The 21,550-nt window shown below is 66.1% G+C and carries 22 protein-coding genes; 19 read left to right on the top strand and 3 right to left on the bottom strand.

The window, feature by feature from the left end:
* The first annotated feature begins 238 nt into the window (after window positions 1-238).
* The 19 genes from rpsB to AC1RPL_RS02340 all read left to right on the top strand — a co-directional run bounded on the left by rpsB (window position 239) and on the right by AC1RPL_RS02340 (window position 15,454).
* Entirely contained in the window at window positions 239-1,093 is an 855-nt protein-coding gene (gene rpsB / locus AC1RPL_RS02430) for a 30S ribosomal protein S2 (RefSeq protein WP_493067661.1), read from the top strand.
* A 218-nt stretch (window positions 1,094-1,311) separates the two neighbouring features.
* Entirely contained in the window at window positions 1,312-2,247 is a 936-nt protein-coding gene (tsf, locus tag AC1RPL_RS02425; RefSeq protein ID WP_493067660.1) for a translation elongation factor Ts, read from the top strand.
* A 90-nt stretch (window positions 2,248-2,337) separates the two neighbouring features.
* The gene (locus tag AC1RPL_RS02420; RefSeq protein WP_493067659.1) at window positions 2,338-2,838 is read left to right on the top strand and encodes a hypothetical protein; all 501 of its coding nucleotides are present in this window, start codon (window positions 2,338-2,340) and stop codon (window positions 2,836-2,838) included.
* Window positions 2,839-2,904: 66 nt separating this feature from the next.
* Window positions 2,905-3,552 (top strand): TMEM175 family protein, encoded by a 648-nt coding sequence (locus tag AC1RPL_RS02415; protein WP_493067658.1) that lies wholly within the window; start codon window positions 2,905-2,907, stop codon window positions 3,550-3,552.
* Window positions 3,552-3,959: a hypothetical protein gene (locus AC1RPL_RS02410; RefSeq protein WP_493067657.1), complete on the top strand. Its 408-nt coding sequence runs from the start codon at window positions 3,552-3,554 to the stop codon at window positions 3,957-3,959. Before AC1RPL_RS02415 ends, AC1RPL_RS02410 begins: the two co-directional genes overlap by 1 nt.
* An 84-nt stretch (window positions 3,960-4,043) precedes the next feature.
* Window positions 4,044-4,775, top strand: coding sequence for a UMP kinase (gene pyrH / locus AC1RPL_RS02405; RefSeq protein WP_493067656.1), 732 nt, complete (start codon window positions 4,044-4,046; stop codon window positions 4,773-4,775).
* 12 nt (window positions 4,776-4,787) lie between these two features.
* The gene (gene frr / locus AC1RPL_RS02400; RefSeq protein WP_493067655.1) at window positions 4,788-5,345 is read left to right on the top strand and encodes a ribosome recycling factor; all 558 of its coding nucleotides are present in this window, start codon (window positions 4,788-4,790) and stop codon (window positions 5,343-5,345) included.
* 51 nt (window positions 5,346-5,396) lie between these two features.
* Complete coding sequence (locus AC1RPL_RS02395; protein ID WP_493067654.1) at window positions 5,397-6,134, top strand: isoprenyl transferase; 738 nt, start codon at window positions 5,397-5,399, stop codon at window positions 6,132-6,134.
* Window positions 6,131-6,907, top strand: a complete 777-nt coding sequence (locus tag AC1RPL_RS02390; protein ID WP_493067653.1) for a phosphatidate cytidylyltransferase — start codon at window positions 6,131-6,133, stop codon at window positions 6,905-6,907. Before AC1RPL_RS02395 ends, AC1RPL_RS02390 begins: the two co-directional genes overlap by 4 nt.
* On the top strand, window positions 6,904-8,064 hold the full coding sequence (dxr, locus tag AC1RPL_RS02385) for a 1-deoxy-D-xylulose-5-phosphate reductoisomerase (RefSeq protein ID WP_493067652.1): 1,161 nt from the start codon (window positions 6,904-6,906) through the stop codon (window positions 8,062-8,064). The genes AC1RPL_RS02390 and dxr overlap by 4 nt, the downstream gene beginning before the upstream one ends.
* Complete coding sequence (locus AC1RPL_RS02380; RefSeq protein WP_493067651.1) at window positions 8,061-9,194, top strand: M50 family metallopeptidase; 1,134 nt, start codon at window positions 8,061-8,063, stop codon at window positions 9,192-9,194. Before dxr ends, AC1RPL_RS02380 begins: the two co-directional genes overlap by 4 nt.
* Before the next feature lie 71 nt (window positions 9,195-9,265).
* The gene (gene bamA / locus AC1RPL_RS02375; protein WP_493067650.1) at window positions 9,266-12,046 is read left to right on the top strand and encodes an outer membrane protein assembly factor BamA; all 2,781 of its coding nucleotides are present in this window, start codon (window positions 9,266-9,268) and stop codon (window positions 12,044-12,046) included.
* Entirely contained in the window at window positions 12,046-12,798 is a 753-nt protein-coding gene (locus AC1RPL_RS02370) for an OmpH family outer membrane protein (RefSeq protein WP_493067649.1), read from the top strand. Before bamA ends, AC1RPL_RS02370 begins: the two co-directional genes overlap by 1 nt.
* Window positions 12,795-13,274, top strand: a complete 480-nt coding sequence (fabZ, locus tag AC1RPL_RS02365) for a 3-hydroxyacyl-ACP dehydratase FabZ (RefSeq protein WP_493067648.1) — start codon at window positions 12,795-12,797, stop codon at window positions 13,272-13,274. Before AC1RPL_RS02370 ends, fabZ begins: the two co-directional genes overlap by 4 nt.
* The gene (locus tag AC1RPL_RS02360) at window positions 13,271-13,906 is read left to right on the top strand and encodes a hypothetical protein (RefSeq protein ID WP_493067647.1); all 636 of its coding nucleotides are present in this window, start codon (window positions 13,271-13,273) and stop codon (window positions 13,904-13,906) included. The genes fabZ and AC1RPL_RS02360 overlap by 4 nt, the downstream gene beginning before the upstream one ends.
* Complete coding sequence (locus AC1RPL_RS02355) at window positions 13,906-14,121, top strand: hypothetical protein (protein ID WP_493067646.1); 216 nt, start codon at window positions 13,906-13,908, stop codon at window positions 14,119-14,121. The genes AC1RPL_RS02360 and AC1RPL_RS02355 overlap by 1 nt, the downstream gene beginning before the upstream one ends.
* An 89-nt stretch (window positions 14,122-14,210) precedes the next feature.
* Window positions 14,211-14,441: a 50S ribosomal protein L31 gene (gene rpmE, locus AC1RPL_RS02350; RefSeq protein ID WP_493067645.1), complete on the top strand. Its 231-nt coding sequence runs from the start codon at window positions 14,211-14,213 to the stop codon at window positions 14,439-14,441.
* A 135-nt stretch (window positions 14,442-14,576) separates the two neighbouring features.
* On the top strand, window positions 14,577-14,834 hold the full coding sequence (locus tag AC1RPL_RS02345) for a PilZ domain-containing protein (protein WP_493067644.1): 258 nt from the start codon (window positions 14,577-14,579) through the stop codon (window positions 14,832-14,834).
* A 149-nt stretch (window positions 14,835-14,983) separates the two neighbouring features.
* A complete protein-coding gene (locus AC1RPL_RS02340; RefSeq protein WP_493067643.1) occupies window positions 14,984-15,454 on the top strand; it encodes a hypothetical protein in 471 nt (156 codons plus the stop codon).
* 20 nt (window positions 15,455-15,474) lie between these two features.
* On the opposite strand, the gene AC1RPL_RS02335 is transcribed toward AC1RPL_RS02340, so the two are convergent.
* The 3 genes from AC1RPL_RS02335 to AC1RPL_RS02325 form a co-directional block, all read right to left on the bottom strand.
* Complete coding sequence (locus AC1RPL_RS02335; RefSeq protein WP_493067642.1) at window positions 15,475-16,512, bottom strand: DUF2332 domain-containing protein; 1,038 nt, start codon at window positions 16,510-16,512, stop codon at window positions 15,475-15,477.
* 87 nt (window positions 16,513-16,599) lie between these two features.
* Window positions 16,600-18,462, bottom strand: coding sequence for a methyl-accepting chemotaxis protein (locus AC1RPL_RS02330; RefSeq protein ID WP_493067641.1), 1,863 nt, complete (start codon window positions 18,460-18,462; stop codon window positions 16,600-16,602).
* A gap of 123 nt (window positions 18,463-18,585) precedes the next feature.
* Window positions 18,586-21,096 carry a TonB-dependent receptor domain-containing protein gene (locus AC1RPL_RS02325; protein WP_493067640.1) on the bottom strand — a complete coding sequence of 837 codons (2,511 nt, stop codon included), beginning with the start codon at window positions 21,094-21,096 and terminating at the stop codon, window positions 18,586-18,588.
* Window positions 21,097-21,550 lie beyond the last annotated feature (454 nt).

Here is a 21,550-nt window from a genome sequence, read left to right as displayed (position 1 = left end):
GTTCCCTTGTCAAGCGGATGTTCCTCGCTTGTTCCATATCCGCCTGACGGACGGTTGAATCAGGCCGGCCGGGCCCCCACTTGCACTCCATGGCGCTTTCGATTAGGGGCGCCGCTCTCAACCCGCATGGGAAGCATCATAAACCGGTGCCGAGGCCGCCCCCGCCATGTTTGGCGTGGGATCAACAAGGGCTTTGGTCACTCGCTTCCCAGAGGCACAACCGGAAGGATATATCCCTATGGCGGCTCCTGTCGTCTCCATGCAGGCATTGCTCGAATCGGGCGCGCACTTCGGCCACCAGACGCACCGCTGGAACCCGAAGATGAAGCCCTACATCTTCGGCGACCGCAACGGCGTCCACATCATCGACCTCTCGCAGACCGTGCCGCTCTTCGCGCGCGCGCTCGAGTTCGTGAACTCGACCGTCGCCAGCGGCGGCAAGGTCCTGTTCGTCGGCACCAAGCGCCAGGCGCAGGAGCCGATCGCCGAGGCCGCCCGCCGTTCGGGCCAGCATTTCGTCAACCACCGCTGGCTGGGCGGCATGCTCACCAACTGGAAGACCATCTCGGGCTCGATCAAGCGCATGAAGACGCTCGAAGAGCAGCTTTCGGGTGACACGCACGGCCTGACCAAGAAGGAAGTGCTTCAGCTCACCCGCGAGAAGGACAAGCTCGAGCTCTCGCTCGGCGGCATCCGCGACATGGGCGGCGTTCCCGACATCATGTTCGTGATCGACGCGAACAAGGAAGAGCTGGCGATCAAGGAAGCCAACACGCTCGGCATCCCCGTCGTCGCGATCCTCGATTCGAACGTGAGCCCGGACGGCATCGCCTTCCCGGTTCCGGCGAACGACGACGCCTCGCGCGCTATCCGCCTGTACTGCGAAGCGATCGCCATTGCGGCGACCCGCGGCAACCAGGACCGCCAGGCGAGCTTCGGCGTCGACCTGGGCGCGCAGGAAGTGGCTCCGATCGAGCCGGCCCTGACCGAAGCCGTTGCCGAGCCCGCAGCTCCTGCCGCAGAGCCGGAAGCCCCGGCCGCTGCGACCACCCCGGAGCAGGCTGCCGAGGGCGAGCGTCAGATCGACGCGTAAAGTTGAAAACGGATGTCTTCGAACTGACATAGGCCTGCATTAGGCGGCCGGTCAGTTCGAAGCGCCGACCCTATCCCCGTTCGTGCTGAGTTTGTCGAAGCACCGTCTTCCTTCCGGCGCGCGGCAAGAGAATGCGGTCCTCCGACGAGCTCAGGGCGAACGGGTTTTGATATTGATGGCCGGATTCGCTCCGGCCACCCAAGCTAGAGGAAAGAAACATGGCCGAGATCACTGCAGCAGCCGTGAAGGAACTCCGCGAGAAGAGCGGTGCCGGCATGATGGATTGCAAGAAGGCGCTGACCGAGACCAATGGCGACATCGAAGCGGCCAGCGACTGGCTGCGTTCGAAGGGCCTGGCCGCAGCTGCCAAGAAGTCGAGCCGCACCGCCGCTGAAGGCCTGGTCGGCGTCGCCGTCGCCGGCACCAAGGGCGTGGCCGTCGAAGTGAACTCGCAGACCGACTTCGTCGCCAAGAACGAGATCTTCCAGGGCTTCGTCCGCGACGTGACCGCAGTCGCGCTCGAGAAGGGCGACGACATCGAGGCGCTCAAGGCCGCGCAGCTGCCGGCCGGCGGCTCCGTCGAGGAAGTGCTGACCAACAACATCTCGACGATCGGCGAGAATCAGGTTCTGCGCCGCGCCAAGCAGGTGCAGGTGTCGCAGGGCGCGGTGATCCCGTACGTCCACAACGCGCAGGCTCCGGGTCTCGGCAAGATCGGCGTGCTGGTCGCGCTCGAGAGCGATGCCGGCGTCGACGTGCTCGAGCCGCTGGGCAAGCAGATCGCGATGCACGTCGCCGCTGCCTTCCCGCTGGCGCTGTCGATCGACGATCTCGATCCGGAAGTCGTCGAGCGCGAGGCTGCGATCCTGCGCGAGAAGAACGCCGAGAAGATCGTCGGCAAGTCGGCCGAAGTCGCCGAGAAGATCCTCAACGGCCCGATCGAGAAGTTCAAGAAGGAGAATGCTCTCCTCAGCCAGCTCTTCGTGATGGACGGCAAGACTCCGGTGCAGGACGTCATCGCCAAGGCGGCCAAGGACGCCGGCACCACGATCGTGCTCAAGGACTATGTCCGCTTCCAGCTCGGTGAAGGCATCGAGAAGGAAGAGAGCGACTTCGCCGCCGAAGTCGCCGCTGCTTCGGGCATCAGCCGCTAAGGTCTTCCCGGACCTGACGCGCGGGCGCTGTCACCCTCGGGTGGCGGCGCCCGTTTGCGTTTGGGGCTGGCGCTGTGGCAGCTTCGTGGGATGCGGGGGTTCGGGACCAAGATGCGGGTCGCGCTGGTCGGGGTGATCGGCCTGATCCTGCTCGGCTATGGCTGGTGGTTCCTGACGCCGGGCAAGGCGGCGATTCCCGATGCCGAGATCGACATTACGCTGACCACAGCCGTGCTTACCCCGGAGCACGAGGCGGAAGCGCTCGCGAGGCTGCCGCTATTCGATCCGTCGAGCGGCAACTGGATCGCCGGCAACAAGCTGCACCGGTCCGCCAGCGGCCTGATCCAGCCCCATGCCGGGCCCTGGGGGCCGGACGATATCGGCACGTTCCTCATGGCACGCTTGCCGGATGGGGCGCAGCGGGGCGACATGCAGGCGGCGATGCGTGCGCTGGCGGTGGATGGGATATGCGAGGTGGCGTTCTTCGCGGCGGGAACGCGCGAGCAGCCGGTTATCCGAATTCGGCGGGTAGCCGATGGCCATGGCGGCAGCATTGCCTGCCATGACCGGACCGACCCGCGAGCACATTGACCCTCCTCGACTCGCCCAGACGGACGTGCCAGTCTGCTTGGTGGGCATGGGGCAGGGGGAGCCTTTATGAGCGAACCGGAATCGCTGGATACGCATGAGCCGCTGGCGCGGCGGCTGGAACGGCACTGGTTCGACCGGCTGATCATGCTTTCCGACGGCGTCTTCGCCATCGCCATGACCCTGCTCGCGCTGGAGGTGCGGCCGCCGCACATTTGGTCGGGCGACATGCTCGACCTGCTCGCGCAGAGCTGGCGCGCGCTGTTCGGCTTTGCGCTGAGCTTCATGATCGTCGCGTTCTTCTGGGTGAGCAATCGCGGCATCGTTGCGCGGCTGACGCGCGTGGATGGGCCCTATACGGTGCTGACGCTCCTCTTCCTCTGCCTGATCTGCCTCACTCCGTTCGCGGCGGCGCTGGTCGCCGAGCATGGGCCGGCCCGTGCGATGAAATTCTACGGCATCCTCGTGGCGTCCACCGGCATCGCCCAGGCGCTGCTCTGGGGCTATGCGGCGCTGTGGCGCGACCTGGTCTATGCCGAGATCGGCCGGCAACAGCGCTGGTTCATGCTGGCCGCTTTCGTGCTGATCCCGGTGCTTTTCGGCGTGAGCGGATTCGTGCTCGGCTCGGGTGCCGGCGGCTGGGTGGTCGCGCCGATGGTGCTGGTTGCAGGCGTGATGGGTCGGCTGCGCCGCAGGCTGCTCGCGCGCGCGGCATGATGCGGCATCGCTCCGAGACCGCGCTGGCGATCCTCACCCTGTTCGCCGCGGCGACGCATTTCACGCTGGAGACCTGGTACCACCTGACCTGGGGCCAGCCGCTCCAGGCGCTGCTTGTCGATTATATCTGCAACGCGCTGATGCTGCTCGGCGGCATGCGCTCGCTGATCGTGCGGCCGGGTAGCGCGGCGGGTCTGCTCGCGGCGGGCTGGGCCTATGCACTCGGCTTCGGCTGGCGCAGCGTGTTCGGGCGGCTGGAAGCGATGTCCCATGGCATCCGCGCGTCCAATGGCGAGCCCACCGGAACGATCGTCGCCGTGCTGCTGGTGGCGCTGGGAATAGTGGCGGCCGTGCTGGTCTCGGCGCTCGCGCTGGCCTGGAGGCAGAGTGGCGCAAACGGGCGATAACGGGCATCTGCACGCTTGTTCCTGCGGGCGGCCTCCTCTAGGGTCCGCGCCGCTCCCCAGTATCGCTTGTAACCAAAGGCTCCGATGTCCGCTCCCCGATTCAAACGCATCCTCCTCAAACTCTCGGGCGAGGTCCTGATGGGGCAGGGGCAGTTCGGCATCGATCCGGATACTTGCGAGCGCGTGGCGCGCGAAGTGAAGGACGCCAAGGATGGCGGGCTCGAGATCTGCATGGTCGTGGGTGGCGGCAACATCTTCCGCGGGCTTGCCGGTGCCGCGCAGGGCTTCGACCGCGCTTCGGCGGATTACATGGGAATGCTCGCGACAGTGATGAACGCGCTGGCGATGCAGAACACGCTCGAGAAGATCGGCGTCGATACCCGCGTGCAATCGGCGATCCCGATGGCTTCGGTGTGCGAGCCCTATGTCCGCCGCCGCGCCGAGCGCCACATGGAGAAGGGCCGCGTGGTGATCTTCGCCGCGGGCACCGGCCTGCCGTTCTTCACCACCGACACCACGGCGGCGCTACGCGCGGCCGAGATGAACTGCGACGCGCTGTTCAAGGGCACCTCGGTCGATGGCGTCTATGATGCCGATCCCAAGAAGGTGAAGACCGCGAAGCGTTACGATACGCTGAGTTACGACCGCGTCCTCGCAGACAATCTGAAGGTGATGGACGCCTCTGCGGTGGCGCTGTGCCGCGACAACAATATCCCGATCGTGGTGTTCAACATCCGCGACGAAGGCAACCTCACCCGCGTGCTGCGCGGCGAGGGCACTTCGACGATCGTCCAGACCGAACCCCAATACGCATAAGAGGAGCCGAGAATGGCCGCATATGACAAGGCCGACATCGAGCGCCGCATGAACGGTGCCGTCGAGTCGCTCAAGCACGACCTGGTGGGCCTGCGGACGGGCCGCGCCAGCACCAGTCTGCTCGATCCCGTGACGGTCGAGGTGTATGGCGCACACATGCCGATCACCCAGGTGGCGACGGTCTCGGTCCCCGAACCGCGCCTGCTCTCGGTGCAGGTGTGGGACAAGTCCAATGTCGGCCCGGTCGAGAAGGCGATCCGTTCGGCGGGGCTGGGCCTCAACCCGATCACCGACGGCCAGACGCTGCGCCTGCCGATCCCGGATCTGACCGAGGAGCGCCGCAAGGAGCTCGCCAAGCTCGCCAGCCAGTACGCCGAGAAGGCGCGCATCGCCGTGCGCAACGTGCGCCGCGACGGCAATGACAGCCTGAAGACCGACGAGAAGAAGGGCGTCTATTCGGAAGACGAGCGCAAGCGCCACGAGACCGAGGTGCAGAAGCTGACCGACGCGACGATCGTCGAGATCGATGCGGCGTCGAGCGCCAAGGAAAAGGAAATCCTGGGCAAGTGAGCCTGGCGTGCGCCCTGTCTGTTTCCTGCCGGAATGACGTCAGCGGCGGGTATGATGGCTGCTAATCCCATCCACGCATCGAGCGGGGGCAGCGCGCCCCCGCGCCATGTCGCCATCATCATGGACGGCAATGGGCGCTGGGCGAAGAAGCGGCTGCTGCCGCGCATCGCCGGGCACAAGCAGGGCGTGGAAGCGGTGCGGCGGATCAGCCGGGCCGCGCGCAAGCTCGGCATCGAAGTCCTGACGCTCTACGCCTTCTCCTCGGAGAATTGGCGGCGGCCGGAGGAAGAGGTCCGCGACCTGATGGGCCTGCTGCGCCATTTCCTGGCGAGCGAGCTCGACGAGCTGGTTTCCGAGGGCGTGAAGCTGCGCATCATCGGCGCCTGGCGCAAGCTCTCGCCCGACCTGGTGGCGATGATCGAAGGCGCCGTCGCGCGCACGGCGAACAATCCCGGGCCGACGCTGGTGATCGCGCTCAACTATGGCGCGCAGGCCGAGCTGGCCGCTGCCGCGCGCGCGCTTGCCGAGAAGGCGAAGGCGGGCGAGATCGATCCCGCGGCGATCGACGAGAAGCTGTTCGAGACGGCACTCGACACCGGCGACCTGCCGCCGCTGGATCTGCTGATCCGCACCTCGGGCGAGCAGCGGCTGTCCAACTTCCTGCTCTGGCAGGCGGCCTATGCCGAATTCCTGTTTGTCGATACCTTGTGGCCGGATTTCGACGAGAAGGCGCTGGCAAGCGCGCTCGACGAGTTCGGCCGGCGCCAGCGCCGCTTCGGGGGCCTGTGAGCAAGAACGCCGATCTTCCCAAGCGCCTGATCGTTGCCGTCGCGCTGATCGGGCTGGCCTCCGCCGCGCTCTATGCCGGCGGGCTGGGCTTCTGGCTGGTGGTGAGCTTCGCCGCGGTGTTGATGATGGGCGAATGGGCGATGCTGGCCGGCGCCAATCCGGCCGGGCGACGGCTCGCCCAATATGCGATGAGCGTGCCGCTGGCGATCATGGCGCCGGGACTGGCGGCAGGGCCAGGCTTCCTGGCGCTGGGCTTCATCATCGGCGCGTTCTTCTTCCTCGCCATCATCACGCGCAACACCAAGCTGGCGCTCGGCGCCTTCTATGTCGGCCTGACCGTGCTGGCGCTGGTGCTGATCCGCGAGCAGCCGGTGCAGGGGCTGCTGCTTACCTTCTGGGCGATGGCGCTGGTATGGGCGTGCGACAGCGGGGCCTATTTCACCGGACGCGCGCTGGGCGGGCCCAAGCTCGCCCCGGCGATCAGCCCGAACAAGACCTGGTCGGGCCTGCTCGGCGGCGTTCTGGGCGCGACCTTGTTCGCCTTCCTGCTGGTCTGGCTGTTCGGCCTGCCGGTGGCACTGGCCTGGGCGACGCCCGTGCTGGCCGTGCTGGCGCAGATGGGTGACCTGCTCGAAAGTCATTTGAAGCGAGTCGCCGGCGTGAAGGATTCGGGCAATCTGCTGCCCGGTCATGGCGGGGTGATGGACCGGCTCGACGGGCTGGTGGCGGTCGCCCCGGTGGCGGCATTGCTGGTGCTCTGGCTGGTCCGATGAAGCGCAGCGTGACGATCCTGGGCGCCACCGGATCGGTGGGCAGCTCTACGCTCGACCTGATCGAACGCGAATCCGAACGATTCGAAGTGATTGCGCTCACCGCCAATTGCGATGTCGGGAAGCTTGCCGCCGCGGCGATCCGTACCGGCGCGCACCATGCCGTGGTCGCCGACGAGAGCTGCCTGCCGGCGCTTCGTGAGCGGCTGGCGGGGACGGAGATCACCTCTGCGGGTGGTGCGGAAGCGGTGTGCGATGCTGCGCGAATGGGCGCCGACTGGACGATGGCGGCGATCGTGGGCCTGGCCGGGCTCGGCTCGGCCATGGCGGCAATCGAGCAGGGCGGCACGGTGGTGCTCGCCAACAAGGAGCCGCTGGTTTCGGCCGGGGATCTGGTGATTGCGGCGGCACGACGCCACGGCGCCACGATTCTCCCCGCCGATTCGGAGCATAATGCGATTTTCCAATGCTTCGATTTCGAGCGTCCTGAAAGAGTGCGGCGGATCATCCTGACCGCAAGCGGGGGACCGTTCCGCGATTGGGACATCGAAGCGATGCGCGGCGTGACGCCGGCCCAGGCCTGCGCGCACCCGAACTGGTCGATGGGCGCCAAGATATCGGTCGATTCGGCGACACTGATGAACAAGGGCCTCGAGCTGATCGAGGCGGCGCGCCTGTTCCCCGTGGCGAATGACACACTTGAAATATTGGTGCATCGCCAGTCGGTTATCCACTCGATGGTGGAATATGTCGATGGATCGGTGCTGGCCCAGATGGGGCCTTCGGACATGCGCGTGCCGATCGCGCATACGCTGGCCTGGCCCGACCGGATGACGACGCCGATGCCGCCGCTCGACTTTGTGGCGCTGGCAAGGCTGGACTTCGAAGCACCCGATCCGATGCGCTTTCCGGCATTGCGGCTGGCGCGCGAGGCGCTGGAGGCGGGCGGGGCTCGTCCGGCCATCCTGAACGCGGCGAATGAAGTGGCCGTGGCGGCCTTCCTTGCGGGCCGTCTCAACTTTCTTGAAATTGCCGCAATCTCTGCCGATACGCTTGCCCGCTATGACCCGGCCGCACCGGACTGCCTCGAAGCCGTTTGGGCAATCGACGCCGAGGCAAGGCGGATCGCGGGTGAGCGTGTGAAGGATTGCGTCGCTTGATTCAAAACCCCGGCATCCTGGTCACCATACTCGCCTTTGTGCTGGTGCTGGGGCCGCTCGTCTTCCTGCACGAGCTGGGCCATTATTTTGCCGGGCGCTGGTTCGGCGTGAAGGCGGAGGAATTCTCGATCGGCTTCGGCCGCGAGATCGCCGGCGTCACCGACAAGCGCGGCACCCGCTGGAAGTTCGGCTGGCTGCCGCTGGGCGGCTATGTCCGCTTCGCCGGCGACATGAACCCGGCCAGCCAGCCTTCGCCCGAATGGCTCTCGCTGCCGGCCAAGGAGCGCGCGCAGACCTTCCAGGCGAAGCCGCTGTGGCAGCGCGCGATCATCGTCGCCGCTGGGCCGATCGCCAATTTTCTGGTCGCCATCGCGATCCTGGGCGCGTTCGCTTTCGCTTTTGGCCAGAACGTCACGCCGGCGCGGATCGGCGTTATCGAGCCGAACAGCGCGGCTGCGAAGGCGGGCCTCAAGATGGGCGACCTGATCACCGCGCTTGGCGACCGCAAGATCGACGAGTTCAACGACCTGCGCATGTTCACTGCGATGCGCGCGGGCGAAGCCGTGACCATCTCCTTCGAGCGCGGCGGCCAGGCGCAGCAGATGACGCTGACGATCGGCACGCTCGCCCTCAAGGATCGCTTCGGCAATGTCAGCCATCAGGGGCGCCTTGGCATCGGCCCGGGCGACGCGGTGATCGAGCCGGTGCCGTTCTGGAAGGCGCCGCTGGTCGGCGTATCGCGGACGGTGGAGATCGTCGGGCTGATGGCGGAAGGCCTCAAGCGGATCATCCTGGGCCAGATCCCGGTGACCGAGCTTGGCGGTCCGCTGAAAATCGCGCAGGTTTCCGGAGAGCGTCTCGCTATGGGACCGCTCGAATTGGTTAGCCTGATCGCGTTCATTTCGATTAATCTGGGATTCATCAACCTGTTGCCAATTCCGGTGCTGGATGGCGGCCATCTGTTGTTCTACGCAGCAGAAGCCGTCCGCCGCCGCCCGGTGGAGCCGCAGGTTGTGGAATGGGCTTATCGTGGCGGTTTGATCGCGATTCTCGCGTTTGCACTGTTCGTTACGCTCAACGACCTCGGCACGTTCGGCGTGTGGAGAAATCTGGCCGGGTTGATCGGCTGATGTGGTTCGTGCAGGGCGGTGCAAGCCGCGTGGCTGACGGCCGTGAATTTTTTGATTCCGACTGGGGTGGGATGGTGACTGCGATCAAGGCAACGAAAATCGGCGCGCGCGCCACTGCGACCCTCCTCGCGGGCACGATGCTCTCGGGTGCGGCGTTCGCTCAGGCCGCGCCCCAGACGGCCCCCGCGCCCGCTTCGGCGGCGCAGGCCGCCCCGCCTGCTGTTCCGGCTCCGGTGACGCGCACGATCAAGTCGATCCGCGTCCAGGGCTCGCAGCGCATCGAGCCGGAAACGGTGATGAGCTATACTCGCCTGCGCGTGGGCGATGCCTATACCAACGAGACGGTCGACCAGGCGATCAAGGACCTGCTCGCCTCCGAGCTGCTCGCCGACGTTTCGATCGAAGGCGTGGAGACCGGCGACCTGGTGATCCGCATCCGCGAGAACCCGGTGATCAACCGCGTGATCTACGAGGGCAACAAGCGGCTCAAGGAAGACAAGATCAAGAAGGAAGTGAAGCTGGCGCCGCGCCAGATCTTCACCCGCACCGCCGTGCGCGCCGACGTGGCGCGCATCGTCGAGCTCTATCGCCGCCAGGGCCGCTTCGCCGCCGTGGTGGAGCCCAAGATGGTCAGCCTCGACCAGAACCGCGTCGACGTGATCTTCGAGGTCCATGAGGGCCCCAAGTCCAAGGTCCGCCAGATCAACATCATCGGCAACGAGGTGTTCTCCGACGGCAAGCTGCGCGGCGAGATGGCGACCAAGACCGCCAGCCTGATGCACCTGATGAGCTCGAACACGAGCTACGACCAGGATCGCCTGGCCTATGACCAGCAGAAGCTGCGCCAGTTCTACCTGACCAACGGCTATGCCGATTTCCGCGTGATCTCGGCGGTGGCCGAGCTGACGCCGGACAAGAAGGACTTCATCATCACCTATGTGGTGGAGGAAGGCCCGCGCTACAAATTCGGTCCGGTCACCGTCGACAGCGCGATCCGCGACTTCGACGACAAGAAGCTCGCCGGCGCGCTGAGCATCAAGGAAGGCCAGTGGTATAACGCCAAGGCCGTCGAAGACACGGTCGAGCAGCTGAGCGAGACCGCCGGCATCGCGGGCTATGCCTTCGCCGACGTGCGCCCCGACTTCCAGCGGGACAAGGACTCGCTGACGATGGCGATGAACTTCCACATCGCGGAAGCCAATCGCACCTATATCGAGCGCATCGACATCACCGGCAACCGCCAGACCCAGGACAAGGTGATCCGCCGCGAGTTCCGCGTGGCCGAGGGCGACGCCTTCAACACCTTCCTGGTCAAGCGCTCGCAGGACCGCATCAACTCGCTGGGCTATTTCCAGGACAAGTTCGAGATCGAGCGTGTCGAGGGTTCGGCGCCGGATCGCATCGTGCTCAAGGCGAATGTCGAAGAGCGTGCGAACGGCGAGCTGACGCTGTCGGCCGGCTTCTCGAGCCTCGAGCAGTTCATCCTCCAGGCCTCGATCCGCCAGCGCAACTTCCGCGGCATGGGCCAGACGGTCTCGGCCTCGGTCGATTATTCGAGCTACTCCAAGTCGCTCGAACTGGGCTTCACCGAGCCGTATCTGTTCGACATGAACGTGGCGCTGGGCGGCACGCTCTTCCGCCGCGACTACAACGCCTTCAACTATATCGGTTCGGATCGCTCGACGACCTACAGCCAGGTCTCGACCGGCTTCCAGCTCGTCGCCGGCGTGCCGCTCACCGAATATTGGACGCTGTCGGGCCGCTATTACCTGGCGCAGGACAATGTGACGCTCGACAAGTCGAGCTTCTATTCCGACACCAACAACGACGGCATCCTCGATACCTGCGATCCGCTCAAGGCGGGCCGCTATTATTGCGAGGCGGTGGGCAACCGCCTGACCTCGCTGGTCGGAGTGACGCTTACCTATGACAGCCTGAACAGCCGCCTGCGCCCATCGCGCGGCTCGCGCCTGTCGGTAAGCGGCGACTTTGCCGGTGTCGGCGGCGACGTGCGTTACCTGCGTGCCCGCGTCGATGGCGACAAATATTGGAATGTCGGCAAGGGCTTCATCGCCTCGCTGTCGGTCGAGGGTGGCTATATCCACAGCCTCGAGAAGAGCAGCACGCCTGGCAGCGATCCGGTGCGCATCACCGACCGCTTCTACCTGGGCGAGCCGCAGTTCCGCGGCTTCGACATCCGCGGCGTGGGTCCGCGCGTGCAGCGCTACAGCTACACGGGCACGGTGGCCGGTGGCGACCAGCTGCTGGTGACCGACAAGGACCAGGTCACCGACGACGCGATCGGCGGCAAGGCCTATTACCTGACCAAGGCCGAGCTGGAGATCCCGCTGGGTGCCGGTGCGGCTGAAATGGGCCTGCGTCCGTCGATCTTCATCATGGCGGGCAGCCTGTTCAACATCACGAAGCCCGGCAAGACGATCGAGTTCGCGCAGGCCACGAACGCCGATGGCTCGCTGAAGTACAATACCGACGGTTCGCCTTCGCTGCTGCCCAAGGACAATTTCGTCAAGGATTCGGCGGGTAACCAATATTACATCGTCAGCGCCTCGGACGCGACGAACTCGGGTGCCCTCACCACCTGCGCCGTCGGCTATGCGGCCGCCGGACAGCCCTGCGTGGGCACCTCCGTCAACGCGATCTACAACAACCAGATCGCGCCGTTCTACGAGCGCTATGTCGGCGACTCGGCGATGCCGCGTGTCTCGATCGGCTTCGGCGTGAACTGGAATTCGCCCTTCGGACCGCTGCGCATCGACGTGGCCAAGACGTTGCTCCACGCCAAGGGCGACGACACCAAGCTTGTAACCTTCAATGTAGGGACTCAATTCTGATGATTATCAAGAAGCGCATTCTCGCCGCGCTGCTCGCTGCACCCGCAGCGCTTGCCTTCGCGGCTCCCGCGCAGGCGCAGGTCAATGGCATCGCCACCGCCAGCCCGGTGCGTGTCGTCGATTCGTCCAAGGCGTTCGCCGCCGCGCAGCAGCAGATCCAGGCGACCTTCAAGGCGGCCTTCGACCAGATCAACGCGCGCCGCCAGGCTGCCCAGAAGGAAGCCGAGCCGCTCCTCGCGCAGCTCGACACCAACAAGGACAAGAAGGTCGACGACGCCGAGATCAACGCTGCCAAGGCAGCGAAGAATCCCGTGCTCGACAAGATCGCCGCGCTGCAGACCGCCGCGAATACCGATGTCGGCAAGCTGAGCAACCCGGCCGCCCGCGCCGAGCTGTTCGCGATCGAATCGATCCTGCGCCAGTATGACGCGGCCCAGCTGCGCGTCGTCACTGCACGCAAGATCGGCGTCATCCTGACGCCGGAAGCCTTCATGTACGCGCCCGACTCGGCCGACATCAGCGACGCGATCACCGCCGAGCTCGACAAGGCCGTGCCGACCGTGAGCATCCAGCCGCCGGCCGAGTGGCAGCCCGCCCGCGAGACGCTGGCGCTGCAGCAGCAGCTCGCCCAGCTCGAGCAGATGCGCGCCTATCAGGCGGCTGCCCAGCAGCAGCGCCCGGCTGGCGCTGCTCCGGCTCCCGCAGCTGCCCCGGCCGCCGCTGGCGGCAAGAAGCCTGCTGAGCCGCGGTGAGCGAGGAAGCAACGGTAGCCGCCAACATCGGCCCGCTTGATATCAAGCGGGTGATGGCGGCGCTGCCGCATCGTTACCCGATGCTGCTCGTCGATCGTGTCGAGGAGCTGGTCCCGGACCAGCGAATCGTCGCGATCAAGGCGGTGTCGATGAACGAGGAATTCTTCCAGGGACATTTCCCCGGAAGGCCGATCATGCCCGGCGTCCTCCAGGTGGAGGCGCTGGCGCAGGCGGCGGGCGTGCTCGCGGTCGAGAGCCTCGGCCTCGCCGGCTCGGGCAAGCTCGTCTATTTCATGTCGATCGACGGGGTGAAGTTCCGCAAGCCGGTCGAACCAGGCGTGCTGCTCCGCCTCGAAGTCGAGTTCATCCAGAAGCGTTCGCGGGTCTGCAAGTTCGCCGGCCGCGCGATGCTGAACGGCGAAGTCGCCACCGAGTGCGAGTTCACCGCGATGATCGCGGATCCGCCCGCGGCGTGATTCGGCTGCTCCCCTGGCTGCTGGCGACCGGACTCCTCGTCCCCGCCGCCGCCAGGGGCCAGCAGGAAGTCGAAGTCGCCAATGGGGAGACGATCCCCAACCTGCGCCCCTGCATCGACTATGTCGGGCGGGGCGTTTTGCGTTCGGTCGGCGACCCGGAGCCCATCAACGATCCGGATGATCTGCTTGGCCACGGCCTCTATCGTTACCGCTTCGCCGAGCGTGCCGAGATACTGGGCCATGGCAAATGGTCCACGACTGGACTGGTCCAGGCCGGGCATGCGCTGAGCGCGGTGCGCGCGAACGATGCGCTGGTGTTCCTGGGCCGGGGCAACCGCTTCCTCGGCTGGCGGAGGGTGGAGAGGGACAAGAGGGGCCGGGCGTTCATGGCGATCCATGGCTGGCCGGATCCCGAAACGCGCAGGGATTGGATGCCGCTCTCCATCCGCCGCTTCGCGCGGCGGGTGTCCTATGATTCGCCCCAGCTCTGGGCCGAGGGCGAAAGCGACGGGACGGATGAACCCGATATCTATGTGAAGCGCAGCGGACGCTGGTTCGTGCGCTATGGCCTCTATCTGAGCGACATCCCGGCGATGTTCGAAGTCGCCAAGGCCGAAAGCTGCTGGCGATGATGGACATGCTGACGCTGTTCGGCCTGCTTGCGGTGACGGCGATGCTGGTTACCTATGCGCTGGAGAGCCGCGGGGCAGGGTGGATCCTGGCCTTTGCAGTGTCCTGCCTGCTGGGCTCGACCTATGGCTTCCTGCAGGGCGCCTGGCCGTTCGGGCTGGTCGAGGCGATCTGGGCCGGTGTCGCGGCGCGGCGCTGGTGGCTGGCACGGCGCTGAGGATTACGACGTTGCGCAGCGGCCTCGCCTCTGCTAGGCGCGCGCCCTCCTGCCGGTCGGAAACCGGCGGCTTTTTCAAGGAATTTGGTGTGAAGAAAGATACCCACCCCGACTACCACATGATCAAGATCCAGATGACCGACGGGACGACCTACGAGACCCGCTCGACCTGGGGCAAGGAAGGCGATCTCATGCAGCTCGAGATCGATCCGCTGGCGCACCCGGCCTGGACCGGCGGCCGCGGTCAGCTTCTCGATCAGGGCGGCCAGGTTGCGCGCTTCAACAAGCGCTTTGGCGGCCTGAACCTCGGCAAGAAGTAAGCCGGATGGGTGAAACGGCGCGTTCTCGTTAACGCGCCGTTAGCCACCCGCGGTTAGCTTGCTGTCATGGCAAGCGCAGCACGAGCATTCGCAGCGGAATTCGAACCAGCCGAGGAACTTGGCCGGCGGCGGTCCATGCGTGCGCCCGTGTCCCTCGATGCGAAGATCGGCCGGGGGGGCCTGGATCGCGCATTGTGCAAGGTCACCGACCTTTCGCTGCACGGCGCCCGCATCCAGACCTATTCGCTGGTCAAGGCCCAGTCGATGATCTGGCTGGCGCTGCCCAATATCGGCCATGTCGCCGCGCGAGTCGTATGGTCCAATGATTTCGAGGCCGGCCTCGAATTCCAGACATCGCTCACACCCGAAGCTTTCGAAGCACTTACGGCATAACGAGTAAGCCGCGCGCCAGAAGGATGCGCGGCCGATTGCGCTTGTCCGCGAGATAGGACATCCTCGACCTAATTCACCTGCTGGGGAAACTGGTGATGCTCAAGGGTCTGCTGCTTTGCGTGGCTGCGTGCGCTGCGCCTACGACTGTATTGGCTGGCGATCGCGATTTACCGATCGTTCCCAATGTGAAGGCGCTGCTGGCGGCCGGTAGCGCCGCGCGCAAGGCGCCGCCTGGCCGTGGCCTGGCACAGCGTCCCACCTTCCTGCCGATCGCCTATCATGGCGTGGAACGCCGTGAAGCCCCCGTGCTTCCGGCCGCCAGGCCGGTGCCGCATGAGGAGCCGGTACTGCTCCAGACTGGCTTTTCAATCGAGCAAGTGCGGGCGCTGCCCGCCTGGCACCTCGCCACGCTGGACGTCGGCAAGAACACGACCAGCGTGCGCGGGAGCAGCTGGGCGGTCCACGACATCCTTTCCGACTATCGCAAGCCACGCTTCCGCGGCTCGCCGCTCAGCACCATGCTGGTGCTGCGCATCGACGGGAAGGAAGAGAGCGCACCGGTCAGCCTGGGCGGCGGCGGCGTCGCGCAGGCGCTGTGGAAGGTGATGCCGGGAAACTAGGCGCTTCCCGGATCCGCGCTTCAACCGCGCCAGTCGATCCAGTTGCCATAGGCATGGCAGGTCGCCAGCCGCTTCGTCTCGCCGCTGGGCCAGGTGGTGAGCGAGAGGTGTACTTCGCTGCGCGTCGGCGTCCATTCGAAGCTTATCCAGGCGAGCGGGCGCTCCTCGGTTGCGCGGGCGCCGGCGGTGCGGATCGCGTAGAGTACCGACTGCCGGTCCTCGGCGGTGAGATATTGCAGCACCATCGAATGGAAGACGACGCGACACAGCCCGGCCTGCTGGGGCTCCTCGAGCCGCTGGGCAAGCCAGGAAGCGGCGTCGGAGCGGTCGATCCGCGGCGGATAGCGCAGCGCCATGGCGAGTGCGCGCTCGAGCCGGCGGGCGCGGCCGGGCTGATCGGCCCAGACATAGGACAGCAGCCGCTCGCGCGTCGCCAGGTCGCCGGCATCCAGCGGATTGAGATCGACACCGCGCGCCGCAGCCACTTCGATCGGCGCGGGCAGGGGTGCGGGGCCGGTCCACAGGGGCACGACCTGCACGGGGGAATGCTCCACGCCGGCGATCACGCCGCCCAGATCATAGCCGTAGCGGGCAAGGTTGAGGTTGAGGCCGCAGCTGGAGCCCAGCTCGAACAGTTCGAAGGGCAGGCCGAAGCGGTGGCGCGCGGCCATCAGCGCGGCGCCGATCGCGGCGGCGCGGCCGACTTCGTTGGTTTGCGGAGTATTCTCCATCCAGCCGGCGATGAATTCGTCCGAAGCGGCAAGCGCGGCGCCGATCGCGCCATCATAATCATCATGCTCGCGCGCATAGAGCGCGCGCAGTGCCTCGGGCTCGCCGCGACGTGCCAGCAAATGGAGCGCGGCGTTGAAGCGCATCGCGAGCGCGGAAGCGGAGGGATCGCGCTGCCAGCCCTGGATCAGCGCGGCGGTGCGCGGGGCACGATCGATCTGGCGGTGCCCGGCCTCGAGCACCGAGGCGACGAACGGCGAGCCGAGCCGGCGCGCGACTCGCGCCTGGCGGCGAAGCTCGTCCTCGATCGCGGGAACCATCATGTTCATCTTGTATTTTCCTTGCCGCCCGGAGGCGGTGATACGCGGACACGCACGAGCCGGCCCGGTAGCGTGCGCCACCGGGCCGGTCCGCATTCAGAAGGACTGCCAGTCGTCCATCGCCGTGTCGGCGCCGTTCTTGCGAACGAGTGCCGAGACTGCAGCCGCGGGCAGCGGCTTGACCGGCGAGGTATAGGCCCTGGCCGTCGTCATCGGCGCAGGCCTGCTGCGCCCGGGCTCGCCGACGTTGAAGCGACGCGCCTGTTCGGACAGCGTGGTCACTTCACCGGCGAGGTTGCGCGCCGCCGCCGAGGTTTCCTCGACCATCGCCGCGTTCTGCTGGGTCGACTGGTCCATCGCGCCGATCGCAGTGCTGACTTCGCTGATCGCCGTCGCCTGGGCCTGGTTGTCAGACGCCATCTCGCCGAGCAGGCCGTGGACTTCGCCGACGCCGGTGGAGATGTTGGCGAGCGCGCCATCGACGCGCTGCACCATCTCCACTGCCGCGGTGATGTCGGTCTGGGTAGCGGTCAGCTGGTCGCGAGCGCGGCCAGCCTCTTCCTCCGCCCGCATGGCAAGCGCGCTGACCAGGTCGGCGACGACCGCGAAGCCGCGGCCGGCCTCACCGGCACGACCGGCTTCGACGGCAGCGTTCATCGCGAGAACGCGCGTCTGGAAGGCGATCTTGTCGAGGCCTTCGATGACCGAGTCGATGCCCTTGGCGCTGTCCGCGACGCGAGTCATCGCCTGCACCGCTTCGTCGGCAGTCTCGCGGCCGTCGGTGACGGTGGCGATCGTGTCGTCGGCGCGGGCAACCGTGCGTTTGGCGGCATCGGCGGTCGCGCGCAGGCGGCCGTTCATCTGGGTGACCGCGGCAGCCGTCTCCTCGAGGCTGGCGGCATTGGCCTCGGTGCGCCGCGCCAGGTCTTCGGAGGCCTGGGCGATCTCGTTCGAGCCGGTATGGATCGACTGGGTCGATTCCATCACCGAGGCAATCAGGCTGCGCAATTCGGTGACGGCGGCGTTGAAGTTGGTCTTCACCGTCGCATAGTCGCCCGGGAACTCGCGGGTGATCTCGGCCGTCAGGTTGCCGCCCGCCAGTTCGGCGAGGTGCGCCGAGACGGTCTCGACGACCATCTTCTGCTCGGCCTCTGCCTTGGCGTTGGCTGCGTCCGAGGTCTGCTTGGCTACCGCGGCATCGCGGAACACCAGCACGGCGCGTGCCATGTCGCCCAGCTCGTCTCCACGATCCGTATCGGGTACGGCGATGTCGTTCCGGCCCGCGGCGAGATCCGCCATGGTACGGGTGAGACCCGACACCGGGGCCGCGATCAGGCGGGTGAGCATCCAGGCGAGCGCGATGGCGATGCCGATCAGCGCGATCGCGCCGATGACGAGCACGAACAGCGCAGTGCCGATCGCCGATTCCTGGCGTGCGCCATTCTTCTCGATCAGCGCGGTCTGCGCGTCCTTGATCTCGCGCAGCGGCAGCACGGCGTTGCTGGTGAGCACTGCCTTGCCGGCGGCGCGGACTTCGGCCTCGGCCGCGTCACGCTGGCCGGCCTTGACCTTGGCGATCAGGCGATCGCTCCAGTCCTTGCGCCACTTGAGCGTTTCCTCGCGCGACTTGAGCAAAGCGGCGTCGAGCTTGGGATCCTGGAGTACGGTTTCCAGCTCCGCCGACGTCTTGTCATAGTCGGCGCCGCCTTCATTGTACGACTTGAGATAAGTCTCGTCGCCGGTGACGAGGAAGCCGCGCATCTGGCTGTTCTGACGCAGCAGCGCAGTCTCCAGGCCGAGCGTCTTGGCATGGATCGACTGGCTGAGATTGTTCGCGTCGGTCGAGCCGCGAATCGACGAAATGCTGGAGTAGAACACCAGCATCACGATCGCCGCAGTCGCGCAGATCGTCAGGAACGAGAGACCCAGCTTCCTGGGGATCTTCATGGCCTTGAACATATTTCCTAGCCTTTATCGGGGTGGCGGTTCTTGCGACCGCATTTGCGCCACCCTCAAAGGGGGCCTTCCAAACGGGAAAGGACCCGGGCCGCGCTCCTCGCGCAGCCCGGGTCCCGTGCCCGATCAGAAGTCGAAGCGGACCGCAGCCGAGATGGTGCGGCCGTTGAGGACGTGCGCGCGAGCAACGCCAACCGCCGGGATCACTGCGTCGTCGATCGCGGTGATCGCGAGGACGTCGAAGAGATTGCTGGCGTTGAGCGACAGGGTCACGCGGTCGAGCGGACGGAACTGCACGAACGCGTTGGTCGTGGTGTAGCCCGGCACCTTGAGCGTGTTGGCCGCCGTGGCGTAGCTGCCCGTGGTGCCGACGATCACCGCACCGACGCTGAACTGGTCGGTCGTGATCTGCGGGGTGACCTGATAGATCAGCTTCGCCTGGTGCTGCGGCGTGTTGCCGCTGTTCGCCGGGGTCAGCACGTCGTTGGTGATTTCCGCGTCGGTATAGGTCGCGCCAGCGGTGATGCTGAAGATGCCCATGCGGTAGCTGCCCTCGAACTCGGCGCCGATCGCCTTGTAGTCGCGCAGCAGCGGCAGGCCGGTGGTCGAGTCGAGGTTGCTGTCCTCGGCCTTGGCCCAAAAGCCGGTCACGTTCAGCGTCAGGTTGTCGTTACGGAACTTCACGCCTGCTTCGGCCTGATGCACCACGTCCACTGCGGCGTCCTTGTTCGCCATCGCGCCGGTCAGCGAGTTGACCAGCGGGCTGAACTGGATGCGGTCGGCATTGGCGCGGCCGCCGCGGCTGTAACGGCCGAACACCGCGAGCTGCTCGGCGATGCGCCAGTTGATGCCGGCCGAATAGCTCAGATAGCCATAGGTGTAGTCGACCGGAGCCGGACGCGCCGGGGTGAAGGCCACCGCCATCTCGGGGACCGAGATCGTGCCGTCGCCGTTCATGTCATGCGGACCGACGCCGACACGACCGCCGCCCAGGTCCGAGCCGAACACCGTGCCTTCGGCCTTGCCGAAGTCATAGCGCAGCGAGCCACCGATCGAGACGCCACCAATCTTCAGATTAACCGAAGCGAAGGGCGCGTTGGTGGTGTAGCTCAGCTTGTAGCCGCGGCGGAACTGGCCTGGGGTCGGCGCGCCATAGCGCAGCGTGCCGTCCTGGGTGACCTTGATGTTGGTCGCGGTGACGACGTCGAGCAGCTGGGCGTTACCGTTAGAGGCGATGCCGCTGAGAACGCTGGCCCAGTTCCAGTCCGAGTCGATCGTCTGGTGCGAGCTGTACAGGCCGACCGTGGTGGTCAGGTCGTTACCGCCGAGGTTCCACACCTTGCTGGCGCGGACGTCGTTGGTGATGTTGCTCAGGTCGTTGAGGTCAGTATCAGCGAGCATCATCAGCGCGCCGATGCCGTTGCCGTTCAGCGTGGTCGGGCTGGTGACCGTCGCGCCGGCGTTCGGGCCGCTGGCGAAGCGCACCGTGCCCCCTGGGGCGCCGAACGCCGCCGGCATTGCTGCGACGGGCACGAACTGGGTGTAATAGATGCCCATATAGTGGTTGGACATGTTCGAGTAGCGGAACTTCTCGGTGATATCCCAGCCAGCGACTTCGAACTTGCTCTCGATGCCGACCGACTTCTGGATCGGGTGCTGGCCGGCGGTCACGTCGTCACGGACGACCTGGTTGTTGCCGTCGAGCGTCAGCTGGCTCTGATAGTATTTCGAGAACAGCGAGTCGTGACGCACGTCATAGCCGGCGATGTTCGCATACTTCGGATCGGTGTTGGTGCCGCTGACCGCGATCGGGGTGATGTCGTACGCAGGCGTACGATCGTCCAGATACTTGGCGTAGAAACGGATATAGCCGCCGTCGAATTCCTTGGTGACATTCAGCTTGATCTGGCCGCCGCGGGTCGAGGTGTAGCCGGTCTCGCGCGGGCCGGCGCCGTCGCGGTAGAAGCCGCCGACATGGAAGCGCAGCGTCGGGGTGATGTGCGCGCCATAGTCGAAGTCGACGCGGCGCATGCCATAGTCGAGGCCGGCCGAGAGCTGCACGGCGCCGCCATCGGTGTCGCCGGTCTTCGAGATGAAGTTGACGATGCCGCCCGGCGAGTTCGACGCGAAGGTCGAGGCCGAACCGCCACGGATCGCTTCCACCGCGGCCAGGTTCAGGTCGGCGCGCAGGAAGGTGTCGGCGGTCGCGAAGGCGATGTCGCCGAACTCGAGGATCGGCAGGCCGTCTTCCTGCAGCTGCAGGAACTTGGCGCCGGTCGAGGCGATCGGGAGGCCGCGGATCGTGATGTTGGCGCTGCCTTCACCGGTCGAGGCTTCCGAACGGATGCCGGGGATGTCGCGCAGGATCTCGGAGATCGAACGGGCGCCGATCTTGTCGATCTCGGCGGCGCGCAGCGCGCTGGTCGACGTGGCGCTGTCGAGACGGTCGCGGCCCTTGGCGACGCCGGTCGAGAAGACTTCTTCGGTGCCCTTCTTGACCGGGGCCTTCTGGGCCTCGCCCTCAGGCTTGGCGGTCTTGGCGTCGTTGGCGGCCGATGCGGCAGGCGCGGTCTCGGCCATTGCCGGGGCGATGAGCGCGAACGGCGCGACAGTGAACAACAGGAAATGCTTCGTCATGATTATCAGTACCCACCTTGAAAGATTGGTGACCCCGCTCGGGGTCGTCGTTGTTTCCCTGGAATTCTGCGATGCTCTCGTGCCTCGGCACTGGCCTGCGTGGCCCTGCTCAGGGGCCAGCCGATGCTCCGGTCGGTGCGGGACCTGCTGGGTGAGGAAGGATTCTCCGGCGGTCTGTCGGGTGCGTTGCGACGGCAAAAAGCGCGCGCCTCTCCACCCGGCGCGACAGGTCTCGCCGGAGAATGGGATAGCAGCGATGATTGTGTTCGCGCGGAGCCTCCCCTCCGGGGCTCCCACTTGGACAGGTCGGAACGGCCGAAAGGACGGCCGTGACCCGGTACTGGAGTGATCCTATGCCCGCCTGGGCAAGATGCTCGTAGAGCTCTGCTCCTTCCCCTCAGTTCCCGCGGCCGAAGTGCCACGCGGATAATATAGCCGGGTCGCCGGGGTGGCC

Source organism: Sphingomonas sp. GW821-FHT12D09 (assembly GCF_058807215.1).
Note: the sequence above shows the minus strand (reverse complement) of the source record. Positions and strands in the feature narration are given on the sequence as shown.